The organism is Zhouia amylolytica (genome assembly GCF_900116365.1).
GTDB classification, from domain to species: domain Bacteria; phylum Bacteroidota; class Bacteroidia; order Flavobacteriales; family Flavobacteriaceae; genus Zhouia; species Zhouia amylolytica.
In genome coordinates this window covers 418,620-441,579 of record NZ_FPAG01000002.1, presented here as the reverse complement: position 1 = coordinate 441,579, position 22,960 = coordinate 418,620, and the positions used below count along the sequence as shown (strand labels likewise).

Annotated in this window: 17 protein-coding genes; 9 read left to right on the top strand and 8 right to left on the bottom strand. The window is 36.9% G+C overall.

What is annotated here, in order from left to right; all coding sequences use genetic code 11:
* Window positions 1–27 precede the first annotated feature (27 nt).
* From BM361_RS04475 to pabB, 4 genes are read right to left on the bottom strand one after another with little or no spacing between them, the layout of a single operon-like run.
* A complete protein-coding gene (locus tag BM361_RS04475; protein WP_038264251.1) occupies window positions 28–2,010 on the bottom strand; it encodes a protein-disulfide reductase DsbD family protein in 1,983 nt (660 codons plus the stop codon).
* Window positions 2,007–3,317 carry a tRNA lysidine(34) synthetase TilS gene (tilS, locus tag BM361_RS04470; RefSeq protein ID WP_074977216.1) on the bottom strand — a complete coding sequence of 437 codons (1,311 nt, stop codon included), beginning with the start codon at window positions 3,315–3,317 and terminating at the stop codon, window positions 2,007–2,009. The genes BM361_RS04475 and tilS overlap by 4 nt, the downstream gene beginning before the upstream one ends.
* 14 nt (window positions 3,318–3,331) lie before the next feature.
* Window positions 3,332–4,159: an alpha/beta hydrolase gene (locus tag BM361_RS04465; RefSeq protein WP_074977215.1), complete on the bottom strand. Its 828-nt coding sequence runs from the start codon at window positions 4,157–4,159 to the stop codon at window positions 3,332–3,334.
* Window positions 4,160–4,185: 26 nt separating this feature from the next.
* On the bottom strand, window positions 4,186–5,508 hold the full coding sequence (gene pabB / locus BM361_RS04460) for an aminodeoxychorismate synthase component I (protein WP_074977213.1): 1,323 nt from the start codon (window positions 5,506–5,508) through the stop codon (window positions 4,186–4,188).
* A gap of 310 nt (window positions 5,509–5,818) precedes the next feature.
* Here pabB and BM361_RS04455 point away from each other — a divergent pair, with 310 nt between their 5' ends.
* The 9 genes from BM361_RS04455 to argH all read left to right on the top strand — a co-directional run bounded on the left by BM361_RS04455 (window position 5,819) and on the right by argH (window position 14,938).
* Window positions 5,819–6,442: a GNAT family N-acetyltransferase gene (locus tag BM361_RS04455; RefSeq protein ID WP_038264264.1), complete on the top strand. Its 624-nt coding sequence runs from the start codon at window positions 5,819–5,821 to the stop codon at window positions 6,440–6,442.
* A complete protein-coding gene (gene argG, locus BM361_RS04450; RefSeq protein WP_074977212.1) occupies window positions 6,439–7,632 on the top strand; it encodes an argininosuccinate synthase in 1,194 nt (397 codons plus the stop codon). Before BM361_RS04455 ends, argG begins: the two co-directional genes overlap by 4 nt.
* Complete coding sequence (gene argC, locus BM361_RS04445; RefSeq protein ID WP_074977210.1) at window positions 7,625–8,599, top strand: N-acetyl-gamma-glutamyl-phosphate reductase; 975 nt, start codon at window positions 7,625–7,627, stop codon at window positions 8,597–8,599. The genes argG and argC overlap by 8 nt, the downstream gene beginning before the upstream one ends.
* A gap of 73 nt (window positions 8,600–8,672) precedes the next feature.
* Window positions 8,673–9,464, top strand: a complete 792-nt coding sequence (gene proC, locus BM361_RS04440) for a pyrroline-5-carboxylate reductase (RefSeq protein ID WP_038264274.1) — start codon at window positions 8,673–8,675, stop codon at window positions 9,462–9,464.
* A gap of 113 nt (window positions 9,465–9,577) precedes the next feature.
* Window positions 9,578–10,711, top strand: coding sequence for an aspartate aminotransferase family protein (locus BM361_RS04435; protein ID WP_074977208.1), 1,134 nt, complete (start codon window positions 9,578–9,580; stop codon window positions 10,709–10,711).
* Between the two features lie 35 nt (window positions 10,712–10,746).
* Complete coding sequence (locus tag BM361_RS04430; RefSeq protein WP_074977207.1) at window positions 10,747–11,685, top strand: Rossmann-fold NAD(P)-binding domain-containing protein; 939 nt, start codon at window positions 10,747–10,749, stop codon at window positions 11,683–11,685.
* 1 nt (window position 11,686) lies between these two features.
* On the top strand, window positions 11,687–12,466 hold the full coding sequence (gene argB, locus BM361_RS04425) for an acetylglutamate kinase (protein ID WP_074977205.1): 780 nt from the start codon (window positions 11,687–11,689) through the stop codon (window positions 12,464–12,466).
* On the top strand, window positions 12,463–13,524 hold the full coding sequence (locus BM361_RS04420) for a M20 family metallo-hydrolase (protein ID WP_074977204.1): 1,062 nt from the start codon (window positions 12,463–12,465) through the stop codon (window positions 13,522–13,524). The genes argB and BM361_RS04420 overlap by 4 nt, the downstream gene beginning before the upstream one ends.
* Window positions 13,525–13,651: 127 nt before the next feature.
* Window positions 13,652–14,938 carry an argininosuccinate lyase gene (gene argH, locus BM361_RS04415; RefSeq protein ID WP_074977202.1) on the top strand — a complete coding sequence of 429 codons (1,287 nt, stop codon included), beginning with the start codon at window positions 13,652–13,654 and terminating at the stop codon, window positions 14,936–14,938.
* 59 nt (window positions 14,939–14,997) lie between these two features.
* On the opposite strand, the gene BM361_RS04410 is transcribed toward argH, so the two are convergent.
* The 4 genes from BM361_RS04410 to BM361_RS04395 form a co-directional block, all read right to left on the bottom strand.
* A complete protein-coding gene (locus BM361_RS04410) occupies window positions 14,998–16,155 on the bottom strand; it encodes an MraY family glycosyltransferase (protein WP_051413448.1) in 1,158 nt (385 codons plus the stop codon).
* Window positions 16,156–16,868: 713 nt separating this feature from the next.
* Window positions 16,869–19,418 (bottom strand): phosphocholine-specific phospholipase C, encoded by a 2,550-nt coding sequence (locus BM361_RS04405; RefSeq protein WP_074977200.1) that lies wholly within the window; start codon window positions 19,416–19,418, stop codon window positions 16,869–16,871.
* Window positions 19,419–19,602: 184 nt separating this feature from the next.
* Window positions 19,603–21,342 (bottom strand): LamG domain-containing protein, encoded by a 1,740-nt coding sequence (locus BM361_RS04400; RefSeq protein WP_074977198.1) that lies wholly within the window; start codon window positions 21,340–21,342, stop codon window positions 19,603–19,605.
* Window positions 21,343–21,417: 75 nt separating this feature from the next.
* Entirely contained in the window at window positions 21,418–22,956 is a 1,539-nt protein-coding gene (locus BM361_RS04395) for a SusD/RagB family nutrient-binding outer membrane lipoprotein (RefSeq protein WP_074977197.1), read from the bottom strand.
* Window positions 22,957–22,960 lie beyond the last annotated feature (4 nt).

Genomic DNA, 22,960 nt, shown 5'->3' with positions numbered 1-22,960 from the left:
AAGGCTGCCAATTGGCAGCCTTTGTATTTATTTCTTATAATTTGATATTCCATCTTTAAGCCACGCTTCATAGTCGTCGACATCCGGAGTATATCCAACCGGATCATTCAGGTTGTTGCCATCATTATCTACAAGCACATAATATGGTTGTGCATTGGCTTTATATTTGGTAATCTGGAAATCACTCCATTTGTTACCGATCGTCTTAATATTTTTACCGGTTACATCAGAAACGTATTGTTCACTTTCAGGAAGCGGGCGTTTATCATCTACATATAAAGAAATAAGGACGATATCATTATTCAAAATATTTAAGATCTGATCTTCGCTCCACACGCGTTCTTCCATTTTTCTACAATTGACACAAGCATGTCCTGTAAAATCAATCATTACTGGTTTTCCTACTTCTTTAGCATAAGCCATTCCTTTATCATAATCAAGGAAAGCTACAATATCCTGAGGACCGTGATGTGCACCTTCCGGAAGTTCTGCATGCGCAGCACCGCCACCTCCGGTTTTGGTAAATCCGACCCCATAAGGTGATTCACTATAATGCATTGGTGGAGGGAATCCACTTATTAATTTCAACGGCGCTCCCCAAAGTCCTGGAATTAAGTATATCGTAAATGACAATACCAACAACCCAAGACCTAGTCGTCCTACTGAAATGTGTTGCAAAGGTGAATCATGCGGTAAGCTGATCTTTCCAAAGAGATACATTGCTAACACTCCAAATACTGCGATCCAAATAGCGATAAACACTTCTCTTTCTAACCAGTGTAATTGTAATACAAGATCTGCATTGGATAAGAATTTAAACGCCAGCGCCAATTCTAAAAATCCTAAAAATACTTTAACAGAATTCAGCCATCCTCCTGATTTAGGTAATGAATTTAACCATCCAGGGAACATGGCAAACAACATAAATGGCAATGCCAAGGCTAAAGAAAATCCTAGCATACCTATGATTGGTGCTGCTCCCCCTTTGCTGGCTGCTTCTACTAATAAAGTACCTACGATTGGTCCTGTACATGAAAAAGATACTATTGCCAAAGCCAAAGCCATAAAAAGAATTCCTATAATACCACCTCTATCGGCTTGTCTGTCTACTTTATTTGCCCATGAATTTGGTAATACGATTTCAAAAGCTCCTAAGAAAGATGCTGCAAAAACCACCAGCAGGATAAAGAATATAATATTAAACCAAACGTTGGTAGATAATGCATTTAATGAATCTGCCCCAAAAACAGCTGTTACGAGTGATCCCAGAAGAACGTAAATAACAACGATTGAAATCCCGTAAATAATAGCATTTTTAATACCTGCTGCTCTTGTTTTACTCTGTTTGGTAAAGAAACTTACCGTCATAGGTATCATTGGGAATACACATGGTGTTAAGAGTGCTGCAAACCCAGAGAAAAATGCAATTAAAAAGATCGTTAGCAGTCCTTTCTTCTTTTCTTTTTTATCCTTGGTCGCAACCTGGCCTTCATTGGCATCAGACTTTTCAGTAGCTGTTTTAGCGGCTACTTCAGTTGATTGCTCATCTACAGCATTCTCATTTACTACAAAAGACAGTTCCGTACTATCAAAGATACAACTCTCATCATCACAGGCCTGAAATTCAATTGCAGCATTAATGGTTGCTAATGAAGCATCCTTTAATTTGATTTTTTGAGTAAAAGTTGCCTCTTCGTCAAAATAAGACAGCTCCATCTCAAATACTTTATCATATTCTGTAATGGATGGGCTTTCTTCTGTTTTTCCAATTAATTCGTAACCTTCACCCGCACCTTCAAAACTAAAGGTAGTTGGCAGAGCACCTCCTTCAGGCAATTCTTGCGAATACAAATGCCAATGAGGTTCAATAGCAGCTTTAAAGACTAAATTATACTCTGATTCTGATATTTTTTCAACCTCCGTAGTCCATTTAACGGGGTCTTTAATTTGGGCAGTAAGAGAAACTACTGATGCTAAGGTTAATAAAAAAAATAAGTAAAGTCGGTTCATGTTAAGTACTCTAATTTTAATATGTGTTTTGTTTTTGGGGTTACCTTAAATCTATCATCTAACCGATGGCTAATAACCCAAATTATTTCGTCTCCAGAACACAGAATCCATGTGTTTTCTTTAGCTACGATGGAAAACTTTTCATCCTTAAAAAATTTCGACAAAAGCTTCTTATTCCGCATTCCGAGGGGATAAAAATAATCGCCTTTTTTCCATTTCCTAATGATCAATGGATACTTTAACAAATCTTTATCTATATACGCTATTTCATTTTTTAGATCCCCGATTTGAGCAACATCGCAAACATCTAGTTTTAAGGGTTTTACGATGGTGTTTTCATTTTCTTTCAGCTCATAATAGTCCTCTATTTCAATAGGGTTTATGGGTGTTATTAATAGTTCTTTACGATTTTTTAACATTCGATGCGAATGGGAAAATATTTGTTTACCACTCATGGCAAAAAGCAAATTTTCTACATCATCCCAGGCTGTAAATCCAAATTCGTTAAACAATTCATACAGATAATCTTTTCTGGGATTTAGATTGATGAGTTCATCAATAGCAATACTTATTTGTTCTTTTTCTCTTTTGAATAAGACTGCCTTTAAATTGGCTATATGATGATTTACAATTCCCCGTGTCCCATTGAGGTGGTCTATTGTTTTATTAAAATTATCCATAAAGGTTGGATTCACCTCCTTAAGGGCAGGTAACACCTCGAGTCGTAATTTATTTCTAAGATACTTAGCTTCCTTATTACTACTATCCTCCCTCCAATCAATTTTATTTTCAGTGGCATATATTTTAATTTGATCCCTGGTAAAGGGAAGCAATGGACGGACCACATTATTATTCACTTCTGGTATTCCTGTAAGTCCTTCAATACCAGTACCTCTTGACAGATTAATTAAAAAAGTTTCCAGATTATCATCTGCCTGATGTGCGGTGAGTACATAATCTATTTTAAATGTCTCCTGAAGTGATTTAAACCAATTATATCTTAATTCTCTGGCTGCTATTTGCGTTGATAATTTATGAGAATGTTTATAAGCCTTCGTATCAAAACTTTCAATATAGACCGGAACATCTAATTTATCAGCTAAGTCTTTCACAAACTGCTCATCTAAATCACTTTCTTTACCCCTTAGGTTAAAATTACAGTGCGCCAGACTTAGGTTAAGTCCAATTTCTTTACACAAATAAGTTAAAACTACACTATCTATTCCTCCACTGATGGCAATTAGAATTTTAGCTTTAACCAAAAAAGGGAAATTATCTTTAATATGTTTTTCAAACAATGCTACCATACCGCAAAAGTATCTTATAGTTTAGATTCCATCCAATTCGTTATGTAGTTCAGCACTTCGTGCTTATCAAGATCATTGTGTAATTCATGGTATCCTCCTTCCATTAGTTTTAAATCTGTATAATTTTCAGCTTGTTTAGCAAAAGCCTTACTTGCATAATGACTTGTTATATAGTCGTCTGTTCCGTGAAGTAATAAAAGGGGATGGTGAAATTTTGAAGCTAAACCAATAATGTTTTCTCCTGCTTCGATAAACGGAAACGTAAAATTAGGGCTTACCCGATCATGAACTAATTTATCTTCTTTATAGCGTTTAACCTCTTTCTCATCTCGTGAAATGTACCGGGCCTCAATGCCACTGGAGAAAGTAACATGGGGAGCAATTCGATAAAAAATCTTTCCTAAAGTCATTTTCCAAACCGGGGTAGGAAATGCAATTCTTAAAAAAGGACTGGTTGCCACGACCCCTGCCACTTCAGGATTTCTATGTGCTACGTAGTTCAGTACGACATTACCTCCCATACTATGCCCATATAAAAATTTTGGGTAGTCTTTAAAAAACTCGTCTGCCTTTTGGAAAATTTCAGAAACGCTATCAAGAACAGCTTCATATCCAGGGCAGGTTCCTCGTTTTCCTTCAGAATGCCCATGTCCAAAGTGATCAAAACTTATTACCGCAAATCCCTTATCGATAAACTCAGGAACTACAAATGATGAGTAACGGCCACTGTGGGACCCCATTCCGTGAACCAACACAATCACCGCTCTTATTTTCTGTGGTTTCCACCACTGTCCAAAGAGCTTTTTCTCATGACAGTTAAAGTAAAATTCGCTATGCTGCATTTTGAAGATTTAAGGTTCGTGTAAAGTTAAACTTTTTCGCCTTTATCCTTTCCTTCCAAAACTTCGCGCATCGCTTTTGCCTTAATAAGGCATTCTTCGTATTCATTTTCAGGAATTGATTCTGCTGTAATTGCGCCTCCCACAGAAAAGGATATGTACTTTTTACCAGCATTGTAAAGGATGCTTCTTATCACCACATTAAAATCGAAATCTCCCACAGGGGTAAAATATCCAACGGCTCCGCTATACAAACCTCTTTTGGTTTCTTCCAGTTCTTCTATGATTTTCATTGCGGATATTTTAGGAGCACCGGTCATGCTTCCCATTGGGAATGAAGCTTTTATAATATCGATGGGATTCATATCATCAGTTACAGTTGCTTTTACGGTTGAAATTAATTGATGTACCTGTTCGAAGGTATACACCTTGCACAATTCCTCTACTTTTACTGAGCCCTTGACTGCTACCCGTGAAAGATCATTACGCACCAAATCTACAATCATGATATTCTCAGAACGCTCTTTAGGATTATTTCGCAACGAGTTAACCAACTGTACATCGGCTTTTAAAAAAGGAGCGCGTTTAGCAGTTCCTTTTATGGGTTGTGATAGTATATGTAGTCCTTCTTTACGAAGATAACGTTCTGGAGAAGCGGACATCAAATACTTATCCCGAATTTTTAAAAACGTAGCAAACGGAGGTTTCGAGATTTCATTTAAATGCCTATAACTCTTTAAAGGAGCTAGTTCAGTGTTTTCGGCATAGAACTCCTGACAAAAATTAGCTTCATAAATATCACCTCGATGAATATGATCTAACATCTTTTGAACCTTATGAAGGTACTCATCTTTATGTATGCGTAATTTTATCTTTATTGCATTCTGTTCATTTGCGCGATTGGGATCATCTGTTGAAAAATTTGTAATTAAATTGAAGTCTTCCTCCACTTCATCATCTACCATGGGCAAGTAATGAAATTCTACTTTAGTCCCTTTTATTGTGATGATTTTTTTAGGTTGAAAAAAATACAGATCCGGAAATTCTAATCCATCATAATTATTTGATTCCAGACGCTCCACATCATTTTTAAGATCATAAGTCAGATAGCCAAACAACCAATCATGGGTAACTGACTGGTATTCTTTAAGTTTATCAAACGCATCAAACGCATCTGTTTGAATTGATGTTAAAGCATCGAACGCTAAGATACTATCAAAAGAGCTGTACCTGCGATTATAGTTATTACTGTCTAACCAGGTTACCTCTTCAAATTGTTGCGACCAAGACAATAGCTTATCTTTAAATTTCTCTATATCCTTTGGTTCAAATACTACAGTTTTCCTATACATGCACAGAAATTAATAATTCATTGTTACAAATTTAACAAAGATTGGAGATTATAATTCATTTATATTTTCTAATATTGTACCCATAAAACAAAGGACAAACATTTATCAATAAAATGCAAAACAATCAAAACATACAATTCTTTCCAGGGCTAAAAGCTCCTAGGGTTGTTTTTGCGATTACTCCAGTTCGTCCTATTCGCCGCCGTCGCCCGTAAGGGTGCACAGTAGTTATTGGAGTTAGGTGTGTCCAACTCCCCCTTGAGAAACCCAATTTTATTTTAATTCAAGAATTTAATTTTTTTAGAACACTATGCAGGTAGTTATTGCCAACAACTCGCATATTCAATACGCACAAATTATTTGTGACACCATTGAAGATTCCGCTAAGCAGAGAGGAACAGGGATTGCTAAGCGAACCACTGAGTATATCGTTACCAAAATAGAAAACGGTAATGCTGTAATTGCTTTAGACGGTGAAACTTTTGCTGGATTTTGTTATATCGAAACCTGGGGCCATGGTAAATATGTTGCCAATTCCGGGTTGATTGTCCATCCTGATTACAGAGGACAAGGACTTGCCACAGAGATCAAGAAAAAGGTTTTTGAATACAGTAGAAAGAAATTCCCAGATGCCAAAATCTTTGGTATTACCACCGGATTAGCGGTAATGAAAATCAATTATGATTTAGGGTATGAACCTGTAACCTTTTCTGAGTTAACAGACGATCCAGCCTTTTGGAGTGGATGTCAGACCTGTAAAAACTACGACATTCTTTCCAGAACTGATAAAAAAATGTGTTTGTGTACCGGTATGCTTTATGATCCTGCGGTTAAGGAACATACTCATAAGCATAGTTACAACAAAAAAGTTTTTAAAAGATTAAAAAGTATTAAACAGAATATTTTCCTGAAAAAAGAAAAAAAGAAAAAATGAAGAAATTAGTTTTAGCTTACAGCGGTGGTTTAGATACTTCGTATTGTGCCAAATATTTAACAGAAGAAGAAGGTTTTGAAGTTCATGCAGTTAGCGTTAACACTGGAGGTTTTACTGGTGAAGAAATTGCTGAAATTGAAAAAAAGGCTAAAATTCTAGGGGTAACTTCTTACACTTCTATTGATGCCGTTCAAACTTTTTATGATGAAGTTGTAAAGTACCTTATATACGGAAATGTTCTCAAGAACAACACCTATCCTCTTTCTGTAAGTGCTGAAAGAATTGTACAAGCTATTGAAATTATTAAGCACGCTAAAAAAATTGGTGCTAAATATATTGCTCATGGTAGTACGGGTGCCGGTAATGACCAGGTACGATTCGATATGATTTTTCAAATCATAGCACCGGAGATTGAAATCATCACTCCAATCAGAGATAAGAAGCTTTCCAGACAGGAGGAAATTGATTATTTGAAAAATAAAGGAATCAACCAGGAATGGTCTAAAGCCAAATATTCTATAAATAAAGGATTATGGGGTACCAGTGTTGGTGGCGACGAGACCCTCACTTCTCAACTACCCTTACCTAATGAAGCCTATCCGAGTCAATTAACCAATATGGGATCGCAAAAGGTAAAACTGACCTTCAAAAAAGGAGAGTTAACAGCTATTGACGGGAAAAAGGGAAAACCTGTAGAAAATATTGAAAAGCTTAACAATATAGCTTCTTCTTATGCTATTGGAAGAGATATTCATGTGGGTGACACTATTATTGGAATTAAAGGAAGAGTTGGATTTGAAGCAGCCGCTCCCTTAATAATCATCAAAGCGCACCATACACTTGAAAAGCATGTTCTTACCAAATGGCAACAACATCATAAAGAATACCTGGCAAACTGGTACGGAATGCTTCTTCATGAAGGGCAGTATTTAGATGAGGCGATGAGAAATATAGAGGCTTTCTTAACTGATTCTCAAAAGAATGTATCCGGAGATGTATGGATTAGTCTTCACCCGTACAGATTTGTGATCGACGGTATTAAATCTGAGCACGATTTAATGAGTGCAAAATTCGGTGCCTATGGTGAAATGAATAAAGGATGGACTGCAGAGGACGCCAAAGGGTTTATTAAAATAATGTCGAATTCAGCTAAAATTCACCAGGCGGTAAACAAAAAGAGTTATGATTAAAGTTGGTATTATAGGAGGATCGGGATATACCGGGGGCGAACTAATCAGGTTATTGTTAAATCACCCGAAAACAAGCATCGACTTTGTATACAGTACAACAAGAACCGGTAAGGCTTTGAGCGATGCACATGAAGATTTATTAGGGCTAACAGATTTAACCTTTACAGGAAATGTAAATCCTGAGGTAGATGTACTATTTTTGTGTTTAGGGCATGGTAATTCATCTAACTTTTTAAATGAAAATGAGTTTTCGACAAACACCAAAATCATTGACCTAAGTAATGATTTCAGGCTTGAAAATGATTCTAATTTCAACGGGATGGAGTTCGTGTATGGTTTGCCTGAACTGAACAAAGAAAAAATAAAACAAGCTAATTACATTGCGAACCCCGGGTGTTTTGCTACGGCTATTCAATTAGCATTATTGCCACTGGCTGCTTCAAAGAAATTACAGGAAGATGTACATGTTAACGCCATTACAGGTAGTACCGGTGCCGGTGTGAGTCCTTCAGCCACATCACATTTTAGCTGGAGAAACAATAACATTTCCTGGTATAAACCCTTTACGCATCAACACCTTGGAGAGATTGGAGAAAGCTTAAAGTCTTTACAGGGAGCAGATACTTCTCTTATTTTCATGCCGCAGCGTGGAAATTTCGCCAGAGGGATCTTTGTAACGGCTTACACAATATTTGAAGGAACTCTTGAGGAGGCGAAAAAAATCTATCAGGATTTTTACAAGGACGCGCCATTTACTCAAGTATCAGACAAGGAAATTCATTTAAAGCAAGTTGTCAACACCAACATGTGTCATGTTCACCTTCATAAACACGAAGACCTCCTGTTGATCACTACTGCAGAAGATAATCTTTTAAAAGGTGCCAGCGGCCAGGCCATTCAAAATATGAACTTACAATTTGGATTTCCGGAAACAGAAGGATTGAATTTAAAAGCAAGTTACTTTTAAGCATCAGGAATCTTTTAAAACCAGAACGTAACTATTAACACTTTTAAAATAATTTTAATAACCAACCACAATAATGAAAGTAGCAATCATAGGTGCAGGAAACCTGGGACTATCAATCGCTAAAGGATTGATAACCACCAATGCCATCACCACTTTGTATCTTACGAGGAGAAACAAGGAAGGCATTAAGAGCTATGAAGAATACAAAAATGTATTTGTAACTGATGACAATAAATTAGCTGTTCAGCAATCGGATATTATTATTTTCGCTGTACAACCTGCTCAGTTTGAATCCATTTTACTGGATATTAAGGATCTACTTCATCAAAATCATGTGTTGATTTCCACCATTACAGGTTTTAAAATTCCAAGAATGGAGTCCGTGATCGGTTCAGACCATTATATCATAAGAAGTATGCCTAATACAGCAATTTCTGTTGGTAAATCGATGACTTGTTTATGTGCCAATGAAAAAGGTGAAAAACGTATTGACCTTGCGAAAGCAATTTTTAACCGACTAGGGACTACCATTTCTATTCCTGAGAAACAAATGCAGGCTGCAACAGTGATTTGTGCCAGTGGTATTGCATTCTGGATGCGCTTAATACGAGCCACTACCCAAGGTGCTATCCAGTTGGGCTTTGATGCAGCTGAAGCCCAGGAAATGGCAATGCAAACCTGTTCCGGAGCTGCTAGTTTACTCATTCAGAGCGGAAGTCATCCCGAACAGGAAATTGACAAGGTAACCACGCCAAAGGGATGTACTATTGAAGGCCTCAATGAAATGGAACATCAGGGACTCAGTTCATCATTAATTAAAGGGATTGTAAGCTCTTATGAGAAGATCAATCAAATTGCTAAATAAAAACATAGTATTTAAGAATGCGTAATGTATAGCTGGCAGGATTCATATCATAAAGTTTTAAAGGGTTTATATAAACCTCATACCAGCTCATAATAATATAATATTTACATCTAATGAAATTATTCGACGTATATCCACTTTATAACACCACTCCTGTTAAGGGAGAAGGCCTTTATATCTATGATGAGCAAGGTATAAAGTATCTCGATCTATATGGCGGGCACGCTGTTATTTCTATAGGTCATTCACATCCGCATTATGTAAAAATGATAAGCGATCAGGTACAGGCTTTAGGATTTTATTCTAATGCTGTTCAGAATCCGTTACAACAGGAACTTGCGGACAAGCTGGGTGCAATATCCGGTTGTGATGATTACAATTTATTTTTATGCAACTCTGGAGCAGAGGCCAATGAAAATGCATTAAAGCTGGCTTCTTTTGTTACAGGAAAAAGCAGGGTAATTGCTTTTGAGAATGGCTTCCACGGCAGAACTTCAGCAGCAGTTGCTGCGACTGATAATAAAAGCATTAACGCACCATTGAATAACCAGCACGACGTCTCCTTCCTACCTTTAAACCAACTTCACTCTTTAGATTATGAATTAGTCAAAGGGGACGTATGTGCGGTTATTATAGAACCTATTCAAGGTGTAGGTGGTTTGGATGAACCGACAACCGAATTCCTTCAGGGAGCTCAGGAACTCTGTAAAAAACATGGTGTACTTTTTATTTTAGACGAGGTGCAATCGGGATATGGTCGAAGTGGAAAGTTTTTTGCTTTTCAGCACCATAACATCAAACCTGATATAATCTCAATGGCTAAAGGCATGGGGAATGGTTTTCCTATTGGTGGAATTCTTGTTCATCCCTCAATAGAAGCCAAGTACGGTATGTTAGGCACCACCTTTGGAGGGAATCATTTAGCATGTGCCGCCGGAATTGCCGTTTTAGACGTCATTAAAGAGCAAAACCTGATGCACCATGCCCAGGAGATTTCTGCGTATTTTACAGCACAAGTAAAATCGATTCCACAAGTTAAGCAAATCAAAGGTCGTGGTCTTATGGCAGGGCTCGAGTTTGACTTTGAGGTTGGTGAGTTACGTAAAAAACTTATTTACGAAAAACGTATCTTTACAGGAGGTTCCAGCAATAAGAAGTTACTTCGAATCCTCCCTCCTCTTACCATACAAAAAGAACATATAGATGTATTTATCGGGGCTTTAAAAGAAGCTCTGGAAGAAATCTAATGAAGTTATCAAAAAAATAAAATTGAAATATTAAAATGAAACAATTTATAGATCTGGAAGATATTCCAAACGTTAACGAATTAATTAAAGAAGCCATAAGTTTAAAGAAAGAATCCCTTGAATATCAATACCTGGGGAAAAATAAGACGCTTGGATTACTGTTCTTTAATTCAAGTTTACGTACACGTTTAAGCACCCAAAAGGCTGCTCAACTTCTTGGAATGGAAACCATGATCTTAAACATAAATTCTGATAGCTGGGGACTTGAATTTGAGGATGGTACCGTAATGAATGCAAAAACTGCCGAACATGTAAAAGAGGCAGCTGCAGTGATATCGCAATATGTGGATATTATGGCTATCCGCGCTTTCCCAACGCTAAACGATAAAGAGAAAGATGAGAAAGAACAGGTAATCAGAAGTTTTCAACAATATGCAACGGTTCCGATCGTTAATATGGAAAGTGCTACAGCGCATCCATTACAGGCGTTAGCCGATGCAATTACCATAACGGAACAAAAACAAAAACCCAGACCAAAAGTGGTGCTTTCATGGGCTCCTCATCCCCGAGCATTGCCTCATGCCGTTCCAAATTCATTTGCTAAAATGATGCAATTGTTAGACGTTGATTTTGTTATTACCCACCCTATGGGTTATGAGCTGAATCCTGAAATCACCAAAGACACACCAATTGAATACGATCAGGAAAAGGCGCTTGTTGATGCGGACTTTGTCTATGTAAAAAACTGGAGTTCCTATAAAAATTATGGAGAAATTGAGTGCACTGATGAAAAATGGATGATGACCTCTGAAAAATTAGGTGAAGCCAAGTTTATGCACTGTTTACCAGTAAGAAGAAATGTTATCGTTTCTGACGAAGTATTAGACAGCGAACAATCATTAGTGATTGAACAGGCCAATAACAGAACCTTTTCGGCCCAGGTGATTTTAAAGAATATTTTAGAAAGTTTATAAAATGCAGGAAAAAGTTTCTATAGTAAAGATAGGTGGCAACCTTATCGAGAATGAAGCCGTTTTAGATGAATTTATTGAAGGGTTTTCTAAATTAGAAGGATTAAAAATTTTGGTTCACGGAGGTGGAAAGCTCGCCACGCAATTAGCGGAGAAACTGGGTATTGAAACAAAAATGGTTGACGGCCGCCGAATAACAGATGCGGAAACCTTAAAAATCATTACCAAAGTTTATGGGGGTTATGCCAATAAAACCATTGTTGCCAAATTACAAGCAAAGAATTGCAATGCCATAGGTTTATCAGGTGCCGATCTCAACCTTATACGTTCCGTTAAGCGTCCGGTTAAAACCCATGATTTTGGATTTGTAGGTGATGTGGAAGCGGTAAATGCAGCAGCATTAAAATTATTACTTGACCACCAAATAACTCCGGTATGCTGTGCGATCACACATGATAAAGAAGGACAGTTGTTTAATACCAATGCAGATACCATCGCTTCAGAAATTGCTAAAGCTATCAGTAAAGATTTTGAAACCCATTTATATTATTGTTTTGAGAAAAATGGTGTGCTCAGAGATATCAATGATGACACTTCTGTTATCGAAGAGATCGACACCAATTCATATCAAAAGTTATTAGAAGAAAAAATTATCGCCGATGGTATGCTTCCTAAACTTTTCAACTGCTTTAATGCCCTGGAGCACGAGGTAGCGAAAGTATATATTGGAAGCATCAAAATGATAACCGACCCACAAACCAAAAAAACAACCATCACCTTATGACAACAAACGAGCTTTCAAATCAGGCTATTGAGCTCTTGAAGAACCTCATTGCAACTCCATCATTTTCAACGGAGGAAGAAGGAACAGCAAAACATATTGAAAATTGGTTTCAATCTCACGATATACCATTTAAGAGGGAAAATAACAACATTTGGGCTTTTAACAAGTATTTTGAGGAAGGTAAACCTTTACTATTGCTTAATTCACATCACGATACAGTAAAGCCCAATAATGCCTATACCAAAGATCCTTTCGATCCACATATTGAGGATGGAAAGCTATATGGATTAGGCAGTAATGATGCCGGAGGTTGCCTTGTTTCGTTATTGGCTACTTTTGCTCATTTTTACGATAAAAAAGATTTAAAATACAACATCGTTATTGTGGCATCGGCCGAAGAAGAAAACTCGGGGCCGAACGGATTAAATTCGGTTTTGAAAAGTTTACCTGAGGTAGCTGTTGCTATTGTTGGGGAGCCTACCCTGATGAATTTGGCTATAGCTGAAAAAGGACTGGTAGTATTTGATGGAATCATAAAAGGAACTCCAAGTCATGCTGCCCATCCGAATGATGATAATGCCATTTACAATAGCATTGATGTTTTGCAATGGTTCAAAGATTATGAATTTAAAAAGGAATCTGAGGTACTGGGCAAAGTAAAAATGACAGTGACCCAGGTAAATGCGGGGAAACAACACAACGTAGTTCCTTCTGAAGTAGCTATCGTGGTGGATGTTCGTGTTAATGATTGTTACAGTAATGAAGAAATTAATACTATTTTACAAGAGCAGGCACCTTGTGAAATGACTGCCCGATCACTCCGATTGAATTCGTCTTCAATACCAGCTGATCATGCCCTGGTAAAAGCAGGGATTGAAATTGGCAGAGAAACCTATGGTTCTCCAACACTTTCAGACCAGGCCGTATTGTATTGTTCATCATTAAAGCTTGGACCGGGCGATTCAACACGTTCGCACTCGGCAAATGAATTTATTTATGTAAACGAAATTCACGAAGGAATTGAAATTTATATTAAAATATTAGATAAAGTATTATAATGGGGTTGTCTTGAAGATCGAATATTAAGGTAAGAAGTCATCGAACTTTAAATCTTTAAATGCTCGATCTAACAGGTTCAATGCAGGAAATATAATTTTAAAAAATCAGATCAAAAACAACAGAAAAATGAAACTCTGGGACAAAGGTTTTTCAACAGACAAAAAGATAGACATCTTTACCGTTGGTTCGGATAGAGAACTCGATTTAGTCATTGCCAAATATGATGTTATAGCATCAAAGGCTCATGCTAAAATGCTCGGTGAAATTGGATTATTGAGTGCAAATGAAGTTAACAACCTGGTTGATGCCTTGGAGGCTATAGGCAAAACGATTGAAGCGGGTACTTTTACTATCGAAGATTCATTTGAAGATGTTCATAGTAAAATAGAGTTCTTACTCACTGAGAAGTTAGGTGATACAGGAAAAAAGATTCATACGGCACGTTCCAGAAATGATCAGGTGCTCGTAGCTGTAAATCTTTATTTAAAGAATGAATTACAGGAAATAAAGAAGCAATCTAAGGAGCTTTTTGACATCTTAATTACGCTAGCCGATCAATACAAAGAGGTTTTATTACCGGGTTATACTCATTTACAGATTGCAATGCCTTCATCGTTCGGGTTATGGTTTTCAGCTTATGCCGAAAGCCTCATTGATGACTTATATTTTGTTGAGGCAGCTTATCGTGTTGTAGATCAAAATCCACTGGGAAGTGCTGCGGGATATGGTAGCTCATTCCCTATTGACCGAGAATTCACTACAAAAGAATTAGATTTCACGAGTCAGAAATACAATGTTGTCGCCGCTCAAATGAGCAGGGGTAAATCAGAAAAGGCCACAGCTATGGCATTGAGTGGTATAGCCGCTACATTATCTAAGTTTGCCATGGACATTTGCTTGTATATGAGTCAAAATTTTGATTTCATTACATTTCCGAACGAATTAACTACCGGTTCGAGTATCATGCCTCATAAAAAGAATCCTGACGTATTTGAACTTATACGAGGTAAGTGCAATAAGATACAGGCAGTTCCTAACCAGTTGGCCATGCTCACTACTAATTTGCCTAGCGGATACCACAGAGATCTGCAACTAACTAAAGAAATCATTGTTCCGGCCATTCAGGAGTTAAAATCATGTTTGGAAATGATGAGTTTCTCTATAAAGAATGTTATTGTAAAAGACCATATTATTGAGGATCAAAAGTATGATTATCTCTTTAGCGTAGATACGTTAAATGATCTGGTTCTAGGTGGAATGCCATTCAGGGATGCATATAAAAAAATGGGAGAAGAAATTGAAAACGGCACTTTTACACCAAAAAGAGATATTAAACACACCCATGATGGAAGTTTAGGGAATTTATGCCTCGACAAAATCAAAGAGAAATTCAATAATATCGACAAGAAATAGTCATAAAAAAAACGCCAAGTTTCAAATAAACCTGGCGTTTTTTTTATTACGAATATTTTTTAACCTGCATTCCTTCGCAACACATTCAACTGTGTCAAGGAATCGGCTTGTCTTTGTTTCACAATACTTTTTAATCGTTTCACCGCACTGGATCTACTTTGCAAACGATCTCTATTTTTCTTTAAGGCATAGCACACCACACATAATAAAGCAATTGACAAAGCAAATACACCAATTAATTCGAGATAGCCTATTTCACCGGCCATTAATACGATAAAGGAAATAAATAAAAAGTTAAGTACACTTATAAAAAAGCTAGCTCTTCTGTGTGAGAGTAACAATCCGTCAATAAATAAATGATGGATATGATTTCTATCTGCGGAGAAGGGTGATCTTTTCTGTAGAAGTCGTACCGTAAAAACCCTGGCTGTATCAAACAGGGGAACGATCAGAATACTTATAGCTACAATTGGAGCATTTTCCATTATAAAAGGCAGTTCAGACATAGTTGAAGGATTCATAGCCAGCAACCTAACAGTTAAAGCACTGATTATAAATCCAACAATGAGCGAACCTGTATCTCCCATAAAAATTTTACGCTTAATGGAAAGATTATAATATAGGAAAGCAAGCAAGCAGCCTTGTAAAGCCAGGCATAGCAGCATATAGAAATGTTGATCTATAAGGTAAAAAATAGTTCCATAGGCTCCCAATATAACTAACCCTACCATAGAGGCCAGGCCATCAATTCCATCAATAAGGTTAAAGGCATTTATCACCACGATCATTAAAAACCCTGACAGCAGCACTCCCAACCACACGGGAATATCGTGAATACCTAAAAAGCCGTTAAGACTTTGAATTTGAAAACCACTATTGTACAAAATAAAGCCAATAGCACAAAGTTGTGCAAGCAATTTAGCTCTCGGACTAATGGAAACCAGATCATCTTTTAAACCTGCTATAAAGATTACAGTAAGCGCTGGAACAAAATAAATGGCTTCTTCAAATTGATCAAAATCCCGAATAAAAAATAACACGCCAATGAGTGCTAAGAAGAAAGACACACCACCAAGCGTAGGTGTTTTGGTTTCATGAGAACTACGACTACCCGGGTCGTCCATTAAATTTTTGTGAGTAACAACTCTAATTATCTTCGGAACCGTCCAGATTGTTAATATAAAACAACCCAGAAAAACTCCTATAGCATACAGCATAAGTTATTTGTTTATTCTGTTAATTTCGTCTTTATCAAAGCTAAAGACATGCTCCTAAAACCACTTACGTTTTTTACGTAATTACACATCTGTTAAAAAAATTGCTATTCTTTTTTTACTAGTTTGGGGAAAATGTAACCTTACAAAAACTCATCAAAAGTATCCATAAAATATTTTCTATGCAAATTAGAAAAGTCTTTATTGGGATTAAGCATTCCATTCTTAATAATTTCTTATTAAACGGTACCTAATTTTAACATTTACATAATTTAATTATTTCACGGAACCTGTTGCTACATAGTAAACACCTAGTATATAAAACGTATAGGTGCATAGAACCTTTATCTTCTAGATGTTAATTTTTGTTAAAGGTTGCGTCGGAAAACCAATTTATATTCAGATAATACCATAACTCTATTAAATTATCCCACTAAATTACCACATTACCACACCTTAAATTGTTCCTGGTCTTCCAAATTTATTTATGAATTATCGATGAATAATATAACTACTTACCTCATGGTATGCATTTAGAATTAACTATTATTATTTTTCCAAATAAACAAAGAGGTAATTCATTACTGTAAATGACATTACCTCCTGTAATTATATTGGTTTAAGCCTGTATAATAAAATTACGCGAACCTACTGGTTTTTGTTATTGTTAAATTTTATTACTACGAGACCGGACTCTTCCTTATTCAATTTAAAATTTAGACTATTCTACCCATGAACGGATCTGTTTTAGACGATTTTCCAGTTTCTACTCTTCCGGCATATCTCACACCATAGTCATCAAAACCGTCCACCTGAACTGAATAGTCATACCAACCAAAACTTTTAGCTGCCTCCAGTGTAATTACTTCTTCTTTATTTGCTGCAACCGAAATTGATTTAGTTCTGTTTTTATATGCATTATCTTTAATGGTAATCTTTTTCTTTTCTTTTGAAAAGTTGGAAATTTTCAGCGTCACATTTCCTGTAAGCTTACTTAGTAAACGACCTTTGTACTCATAGGTGCAATTGAGCTGAATTTCCGGATCATTAAGATTCCCGAAGAATTCACGATAGAACCCATTTGGTCCGTAAACCCTTAGATGATATTGTTTATTCTCAAAATGATCTACAGGCCAACTATTTGTGATCTCATCACCTGATTTTACTGCAAAAGCCCATGTCTTTACATCCTGGAAAGTATCGAGTCCGTTTTTATTTTTCTGAAGATATTTACCGGGAGCATAAACATTAAATGGAGCTCCCACCGCTCTTTCTCCAAAATACTTATTGGATGCTTCCATGGCTATTTTGAATTCCTTTGTTTTTGGATCTAAAATACCATCTACGTGTAATTGGTAGTTGAGCGGACATGAATTTTTAATTCCAACTTCTTGCCGCGGTAAAAATTCCAATGCTTCCTCACCCCGCTTTGCCAGTTCAATCTGACTATTTGACAATGCCTTGAAATTTGCAGGAGGTGCATTAAAACTGGCATTATTAATTTCTTCCATAAACTTATTTCTATCAACAAAATCTGCAAAGATCAAAGCGGATTCTGTATAAGGTCTGAAAGCAGAAGTTAAATCGCCAGAAATGGTACGACGCCAGCTACTAATATTTGTTTCTTTAAGTTCCTTTCCTTTTTTATTACTTATAAATTTTTCCAGGAACTGTATCGTGGAAGTTATATCCGAAACTTCCGAATTCACCCAACCACCTCGAGTCCACGGTGACGCAACTATCAAAGGAACACGGTATCCTAAACCAATAGCACCCGCACGGGCATTCTTTGGATCTACGCCTTTTAAATTAATTTCATCATCCATGGTTACAAACTCTGTGGCTGTATCTATACCTTCAGATAGTGCATGCTTATTATTTGGATCAGGTGCAACAAATGGTGGCACATGATCGAAATAGCCATCATTTTCATCGTAGGTTAGGATAAAGATGGTTTTTTTCCAGATTTCCGGATTTTTTGTGAGTATATCCAAAACTTCAGAAACATACCAGGCGCCATACCATGGAGCACTTGGATGATCTGAAAACTTTTGAGGGGCCACTAACCAGGAGACGGTTGGCATTTTCCCATTATCAACATCCTTCCTGAATTGATGTAAAATGTCACCTTTAGGAACTTTCAATTCTCTTTTTTCACCTTGTTCATCGTATTCAAGGGTTTCTGTTTGATGATAATGAGGATCATCTATATTGGTTGTAAACGCTTTTTCGTGAATGTTTTTTTGAAACTGTGACAGTTTCTCATAATTTTCAGGATTCCAAAGGTTCAGCTCCTCCTCTATCTTTTGAAGTTGTTTTTCTTTTTTACCTAAAGTATTTCTCAAGTTTTGAGTTTTAGCTTTTGGTAAACGTACTATTTCTTCTTTTAACGCTGCTATTTCCCCTGGTAATTCTAATCGTCTTTTCTTGAGGAATCTTTGATGTCCTTTTGCGTATCGAATATTAAACTGAGAGAACCACTCCAGGGGATTATCTGTAAAATTCCCAAGTAAAGAGGTGTCATCTCCTTTAAGGTCTGTTTGTATACTTACTTCATTCTGATAGATTCTCCAGGAGATATCCATTTCTTCCAGGCGTTCCGGGAATGTTTTCCAGTTTGCCTCCTTGTTGTAATATACTTCTGAGTTTCGAACATTAGAAGGATCGTCTTTACTTCCCTTGTTTGATCCTGTCCAGAAATAAAGTCTATTGGTCGTAGTTCCGGTTAAAGCAGAGCAAAAATGCTGATCAAATACGGTAAAGGCATCAGCAAACGCATAATAGAACGGTATATCCTGGCGGTTATAATACCCCAGTGTAAAGGGAATATCCTTATATGCTTTTCTCCATACCTTTTTGGCTTCCAACCATTTGTCATACTTTCCATCATTCCTGGCATCTACCTGGTTTTCCCATGAATGCGGTAAATCTCCCATCCATGTGGCATTGGTATCTTTTATATTCAACCTGAATGGAGTAAAAGTCTGGCCTTTTTCATTGGTCTGTAACCAAACTGGATTTTTATCAGGCAGGGAAATTGCTCTCGGGTCATTAAATCCCCTGACACCTTTTAAGGTTCCAAAGCAATGATCGAACGATCTGTTTTCTTGCATCAGGAGCACTACGTGTTCTGCATCTTCAAAGGTAGAGCCTTCTTCCGGATTTATAGCTAATGCCTTTTTTATTGATGGAGGAAAGGCCATTGATACACCCAACCCGCCGCTTACCATTGCAGCTTTCTTTAAAAAATCTCTTCTATTGTCCATGAGTAATTTTGTGCTAACATATCAAAAGTTCGGGTGGTAAAAATTATTTACCACCCGCTTTTTATGAAATTTATTTCATAACTACATTCCTGGGGAATGCGCAATCAACCAAATAAACAAAAACTCTAAGGAGTTCATGTTATTTTATTATGAAGTTTATTTAGTCTTTTCGAAAACGATCAAACTAATTATATAATGCTCCTACCTGTTCAGCTGTTAATGCATGATTAAAAATAGTACTATTTGCCAGTTTACCTTCAAACCAATATCCGTAGCTATAATTTCCGGTACCATCCTGACCAAGTCGAATAGGGTATCCACTTGTAATATCACCAATACCTGACATATCTGCACTACCTACTTCTACACCATCCTGGTATGCAACAGCATCACCATCCCGGTCGAAGGTAACGACCAACTGATGCCATTCACCATCATTTACAGGACCTAATCCATTGATATCAATCCGGTTAGACCCATCACCAACGTTCAACTTCCAGGTACCACCAGTATATGCCAGGATAAAACCGGGGTTTCCTCCGCTTCCCCAATCTTTATCAGCAATTATTGATGGATCATCATTCGTAGAGGTTGTATTTACCCAAACGGATATTGAAAAATCTTCGGTTCCTCTAAAATCAAGGCTCGATGGATTGCTCCAGGTAGTTAAATCGTCTATACCATCATAAGTAAATACTGTTTTATTTCCTTCCATGGTAGTTACAACACCGCCATCATTAGTAACATTAATATTGGTAATCGCACCATTTTCATTTGTTAATTGGGCTCCTGTAGGAAGTTCTGCATCGTATAATTCAGCTGCATCCTGACTTGTTAAAGCATAATCAAAAATATAAGCTTGTCCTAGCATTCCTTCATACCAGTAACCATAACTATAATTCCCTGTACCGTCCTGACCGAGATAAATAGGTAAGCTACTGGTCATATCACCTAAAGAAGACATATCTGCACTACCAACTTCAACCCCATCCTGATAAGCGGTAGCGTTTCCATCACGATCGAATGAAACTAACAGGAAGTGCCACTCTCCGTCATTTACCGGTCCTAAATCATTTATATCAATACGATTCGATCCATCTGCGGCATTTAATTTCCAGGTTCCTCCGGTGAAAGAAAACACAAATCCAGGATTGGATCCACTTCCCCAGTCTTTATCAGATATGATAGCAGGATCACTAATCGAAGATGTTGTATTCACCCAAATACCAACAGAAAAATCTTCTGTTCCTCTAAAATTCAATTCGTTATTATTTAGGATACGTACTCTATCGTCTATACCATCAAAAGTTAGTATTGACCCCCTTTGCCCATCACTGGAAACTGAGGTTAATTCCTCCTCTACTAGTAAGCCAAGCGTTTCCCCTGTTGCTTTTTTGAGAAAAGTATAAAATGTTGACTGTTCAGCTGCCTCAGCGATTCTTTTCACTTCAAAGGTGGTCACCACCGGTGGTCCTCCGGGGTACGTTACCTTAAAGAATATCTTAGCTTTTTGATCCGGTTCCGTAAGTCCGAGTTCTTCTAATGAACTTTGAAAATTTCTGGCATGGAATACGCCATCCGATTCAGAAAAATCGGTAATAGTTTCAATAATTGCATCATCTTCTCCTACCACTTTTACCTCAGATGGCAAACTTGCAGAAACCAATGTTAAATCTACCATTTGTCCTTCAAGGTATGATTCCTTTTTTAGAGGGTCGTAGGTTAATTCCGTTAATTCTTCTTCGGTATAAGGGTTACCGGTATTTGGATTTGGATGTGAAACATACACATCCAAATTCACCAAATACTTTCCATCGTAATAATAACTGTTTTCATCTTCTTTACATCCATTAACCAAAATAAATAACAGGCCGAGAGATAGGTATAGAAGGTGTTTATTTCGAAAGTTAAATATACTTTTCATCTTTTTAATTTTTTGTAATCGTGTTTTTAAAACTTGAATCCATACAAAACGTGGAATTATTTACAAGGTTGAGACTTACTGCAAAATCCACATTACTCCATTATTATCATCTGTCCCATTGTACTGCCTGTTCAAAGCCTCATCGAGATTGCTTTTATTGTAATCTACTTCATCAGAAGGGTACATCCAGCGTACCGGTAACTTATCTGATGGTATATTCTCATTACTTGCGGGATTAATTGGGAATTCCGGGTAACCTGTTCTTCTATTTTCGAAAAATGCATTGTTTAATGACTGTAAGAAGGTGCTTAGGTATTTTTGAGTGATGATCTGCTCTATTTGTTCTTCAGCACTTGACAAGAACTGTACTTCAGGTCCTTGCAAATAATTATTGATATAGGCATCGTCAATAATCATGTTATGATGAAATATTTCTTCATCAGGAGTTTGATCGGCCACAAAGTGCATTGCTGCTCTTACACCTTCATTATAATAGGTTTCTGCATTTCCTGAGATCCAACCTCTAACTGCTGCTTCGGCAAGCACAAATTGAATTTCCGCGTAACTTAAAAGGTATACCGGTTCTCCTTCGGCTATTTCTTTATAGCGCTGATTTATATCTGAATAATCTTTTGAAGAAGCTATGGAGCTCACATCTGAATAAACTGCTGAAGGATCTACACCTACATAGGCGTCATATTCAGAGGCTGTATAGCCTTCATCAATCTTCACTTCTGAAGGTGCTGCGTAGTAAAACAATCGATAATCATTATAGTTTTTTAGTTTATTAATGATGACATCAGAAACCATTGGGTAAATTACAAACTGATTACCCTCTTTAAAAAACGGATATCTTTGATTTTCCACATCCGAATACACTAAACTAAAGTTGTCATTATTGCTTTCAAAAATGGGTCTGTTATTAATGATTTGATTAAATCTTGCAACCACATCTAAATCACCATCTCCTGTCTTTTTATATAGGTTTATCAGCACTTTCAGGGCGAAAGAGTTGACCATTTTACGCCATTGCAGCGGGTCGCCTCCATAAATGATATCGCCATCAAATTGTGAAGCACTTGCGAAGAGTTGATCAGCTTGATCAAGTTCATTTAATACCCCGAGAAAAACTTCTTTTTGGGTATCATATACCGGTTTCACATTTCCATCAGATTCTCCTTTTAAAGCATCACTATATGGGATGTCTCCAACCTCCATGGTCGTTCTGAAAAAGGTATAAGCCCTTAAAAAGTGTCCCAAGGCTTTATATGCATTTTTTTCAGTTTCCTCTTTACCTTCTGTTAATTCAATCATTTTTTGAACATCAATAAGCCTGGTAAACCTTCCAAAACCTGTTCTTCCTAAATCATTGTACTGAGGACTTTCGGGAAACTCGCTCCACAAAATATACTTATTAAGCATATGTGGACGCATGAAGCCTTTGGTTCCACTTATATCATCCCTGGTTATATTTAGAATCAGTTTTGTTGCCAACATTTGTGGAGTGGCTGTAGTAATGCCATCAGGGTTGGTATTAATCTTATCGAGATCAGCACAACTATATATTAACAATATACTTGTAAAAGCGAGTATGTATCTTTTAAATAACTTCATAATT

What these genes read in the sequence shown, in the direction of transcription:
- BM361_RS04395 (WP_074977197.1), bottom strand. Translation starts at nt 22,956, where the DNA reads ATGAAGTTATTTAAAAGATACATACTCGCTTTTACAAGTATATTGTTA.
- BM361_RS04475 (WP_038264251.1), bottom strand. Translation starts at nt 2,010, where the DNA reads ATGAACCGACTTTACTTATTTTTTTTATTAACCTTAGCATCAGTAGTT.
- argB (WP_074977205.1), top strand. Translation starts at nt 11,687, where the DNA reads ATGCAGGAAAAAGTTTCTATAGTAAAGATAGGTGGCAACCTTATCGAG.
- argG (WP_074977212.1), top strand. Translation starts at nt 6,439, where the DNA reads ATGAAGAAATTAGTTTTAGCTTACAGCGGTGGTTTAGATACTTCGTAT.
- BM361_RS04420 (WP_074977204.1), top strand. Translation starts at nt 12,463, where the DNA reads ATGACAACAAACGAGCTTTCAAATCAGGCTATTGAGCTCTTGAAGAAC.
- BM361_RS04455 (WP_038264264.1), top strand. Translation starts at nt 5,819, where the DNA reads ATGCAGGTAGTTATTGCCAACAACTCGCATATTCAATACGCACAAATT.
- BM361_RS04400 (WP_074977198.1), bottom strand. Translation starts at nt 21,342, where the DNA reads ATGAAAAGTATATTTAACTTTCGAAATAAACACCTTCTATACCTATCT.
- pabB (WP_074977213.1), bottom strand. Translation starts at nt 5,508, where the DNA reads ATGTATAGGAAAACTGTAGTATTTGAACCAAAGGATATAGAGAAATTT.
- BM361_RS04405 (WP_074977200.1), bottom strand. Translation starts at nt 19,418, where the DNA reads ATGGACAATAGAAGAGATTTTTTAAAGAAAGCTGCAATGGTAAGCGGC.
- BM361_RS04430 (WP_074977207.1), top strand. Translation starts at nt 10,747, where the DNA reads ATGAAACAATTTATAGATCTGGAAGATATTCCAAACGTTAACGAATTA.
- tilS (WP_074977216.1), bottom strand. Translation starts at nt 3,317, where the DNA reads ATGGTAGCATTGTTTGAAAAACATATTAAAGATAATTTCCCTTTTTTG.
- argH (WP_074977202.1), top strand. Translation starts at nt 13,652, where the DNA reads ATGAAACTCTGGGACAAAGGTTTTTCAACAGACAAAAAGATAGACATC.
- BM361_RS04465 (WP_074977215.1), bottom strand. Translation starts at nt 4,159, where the DNA reads ATGCAGCATAGCGAATTTTACTTTAACTGTCATGAGAAAAAGCTCTTT.
- BM361_RS04435 (WP_074977208.1), top strand. Translation starts at nt 9,578, where the DNA reads ATGAAATTATTCGACGTATATCCACTTTATAACACCACTCCTGTTAAG.
- proC (WP_038264274.1), top strand. Translation starts at nt 8,673, where the DNA reads ATGAAAGTAGCAATCATAGGTGCAGGAAACCTGGGACTATCAATCGCT.
- argC (WP_074977210.1), top strand. Translation starts at nt 7,625, where the DNA reads ATGATTAAAGTTGGTATTATAGGAGGATCGGGATATACCGGGGGCGAA.
- BM361_RS04410 (WP_051413448.1), bottom strand. Translation starts at nt 16,155, where the DNA reads ATGCTGTATGCTATAGGAGTTTTTCTGGGTTGTTTTATATTAACAATC.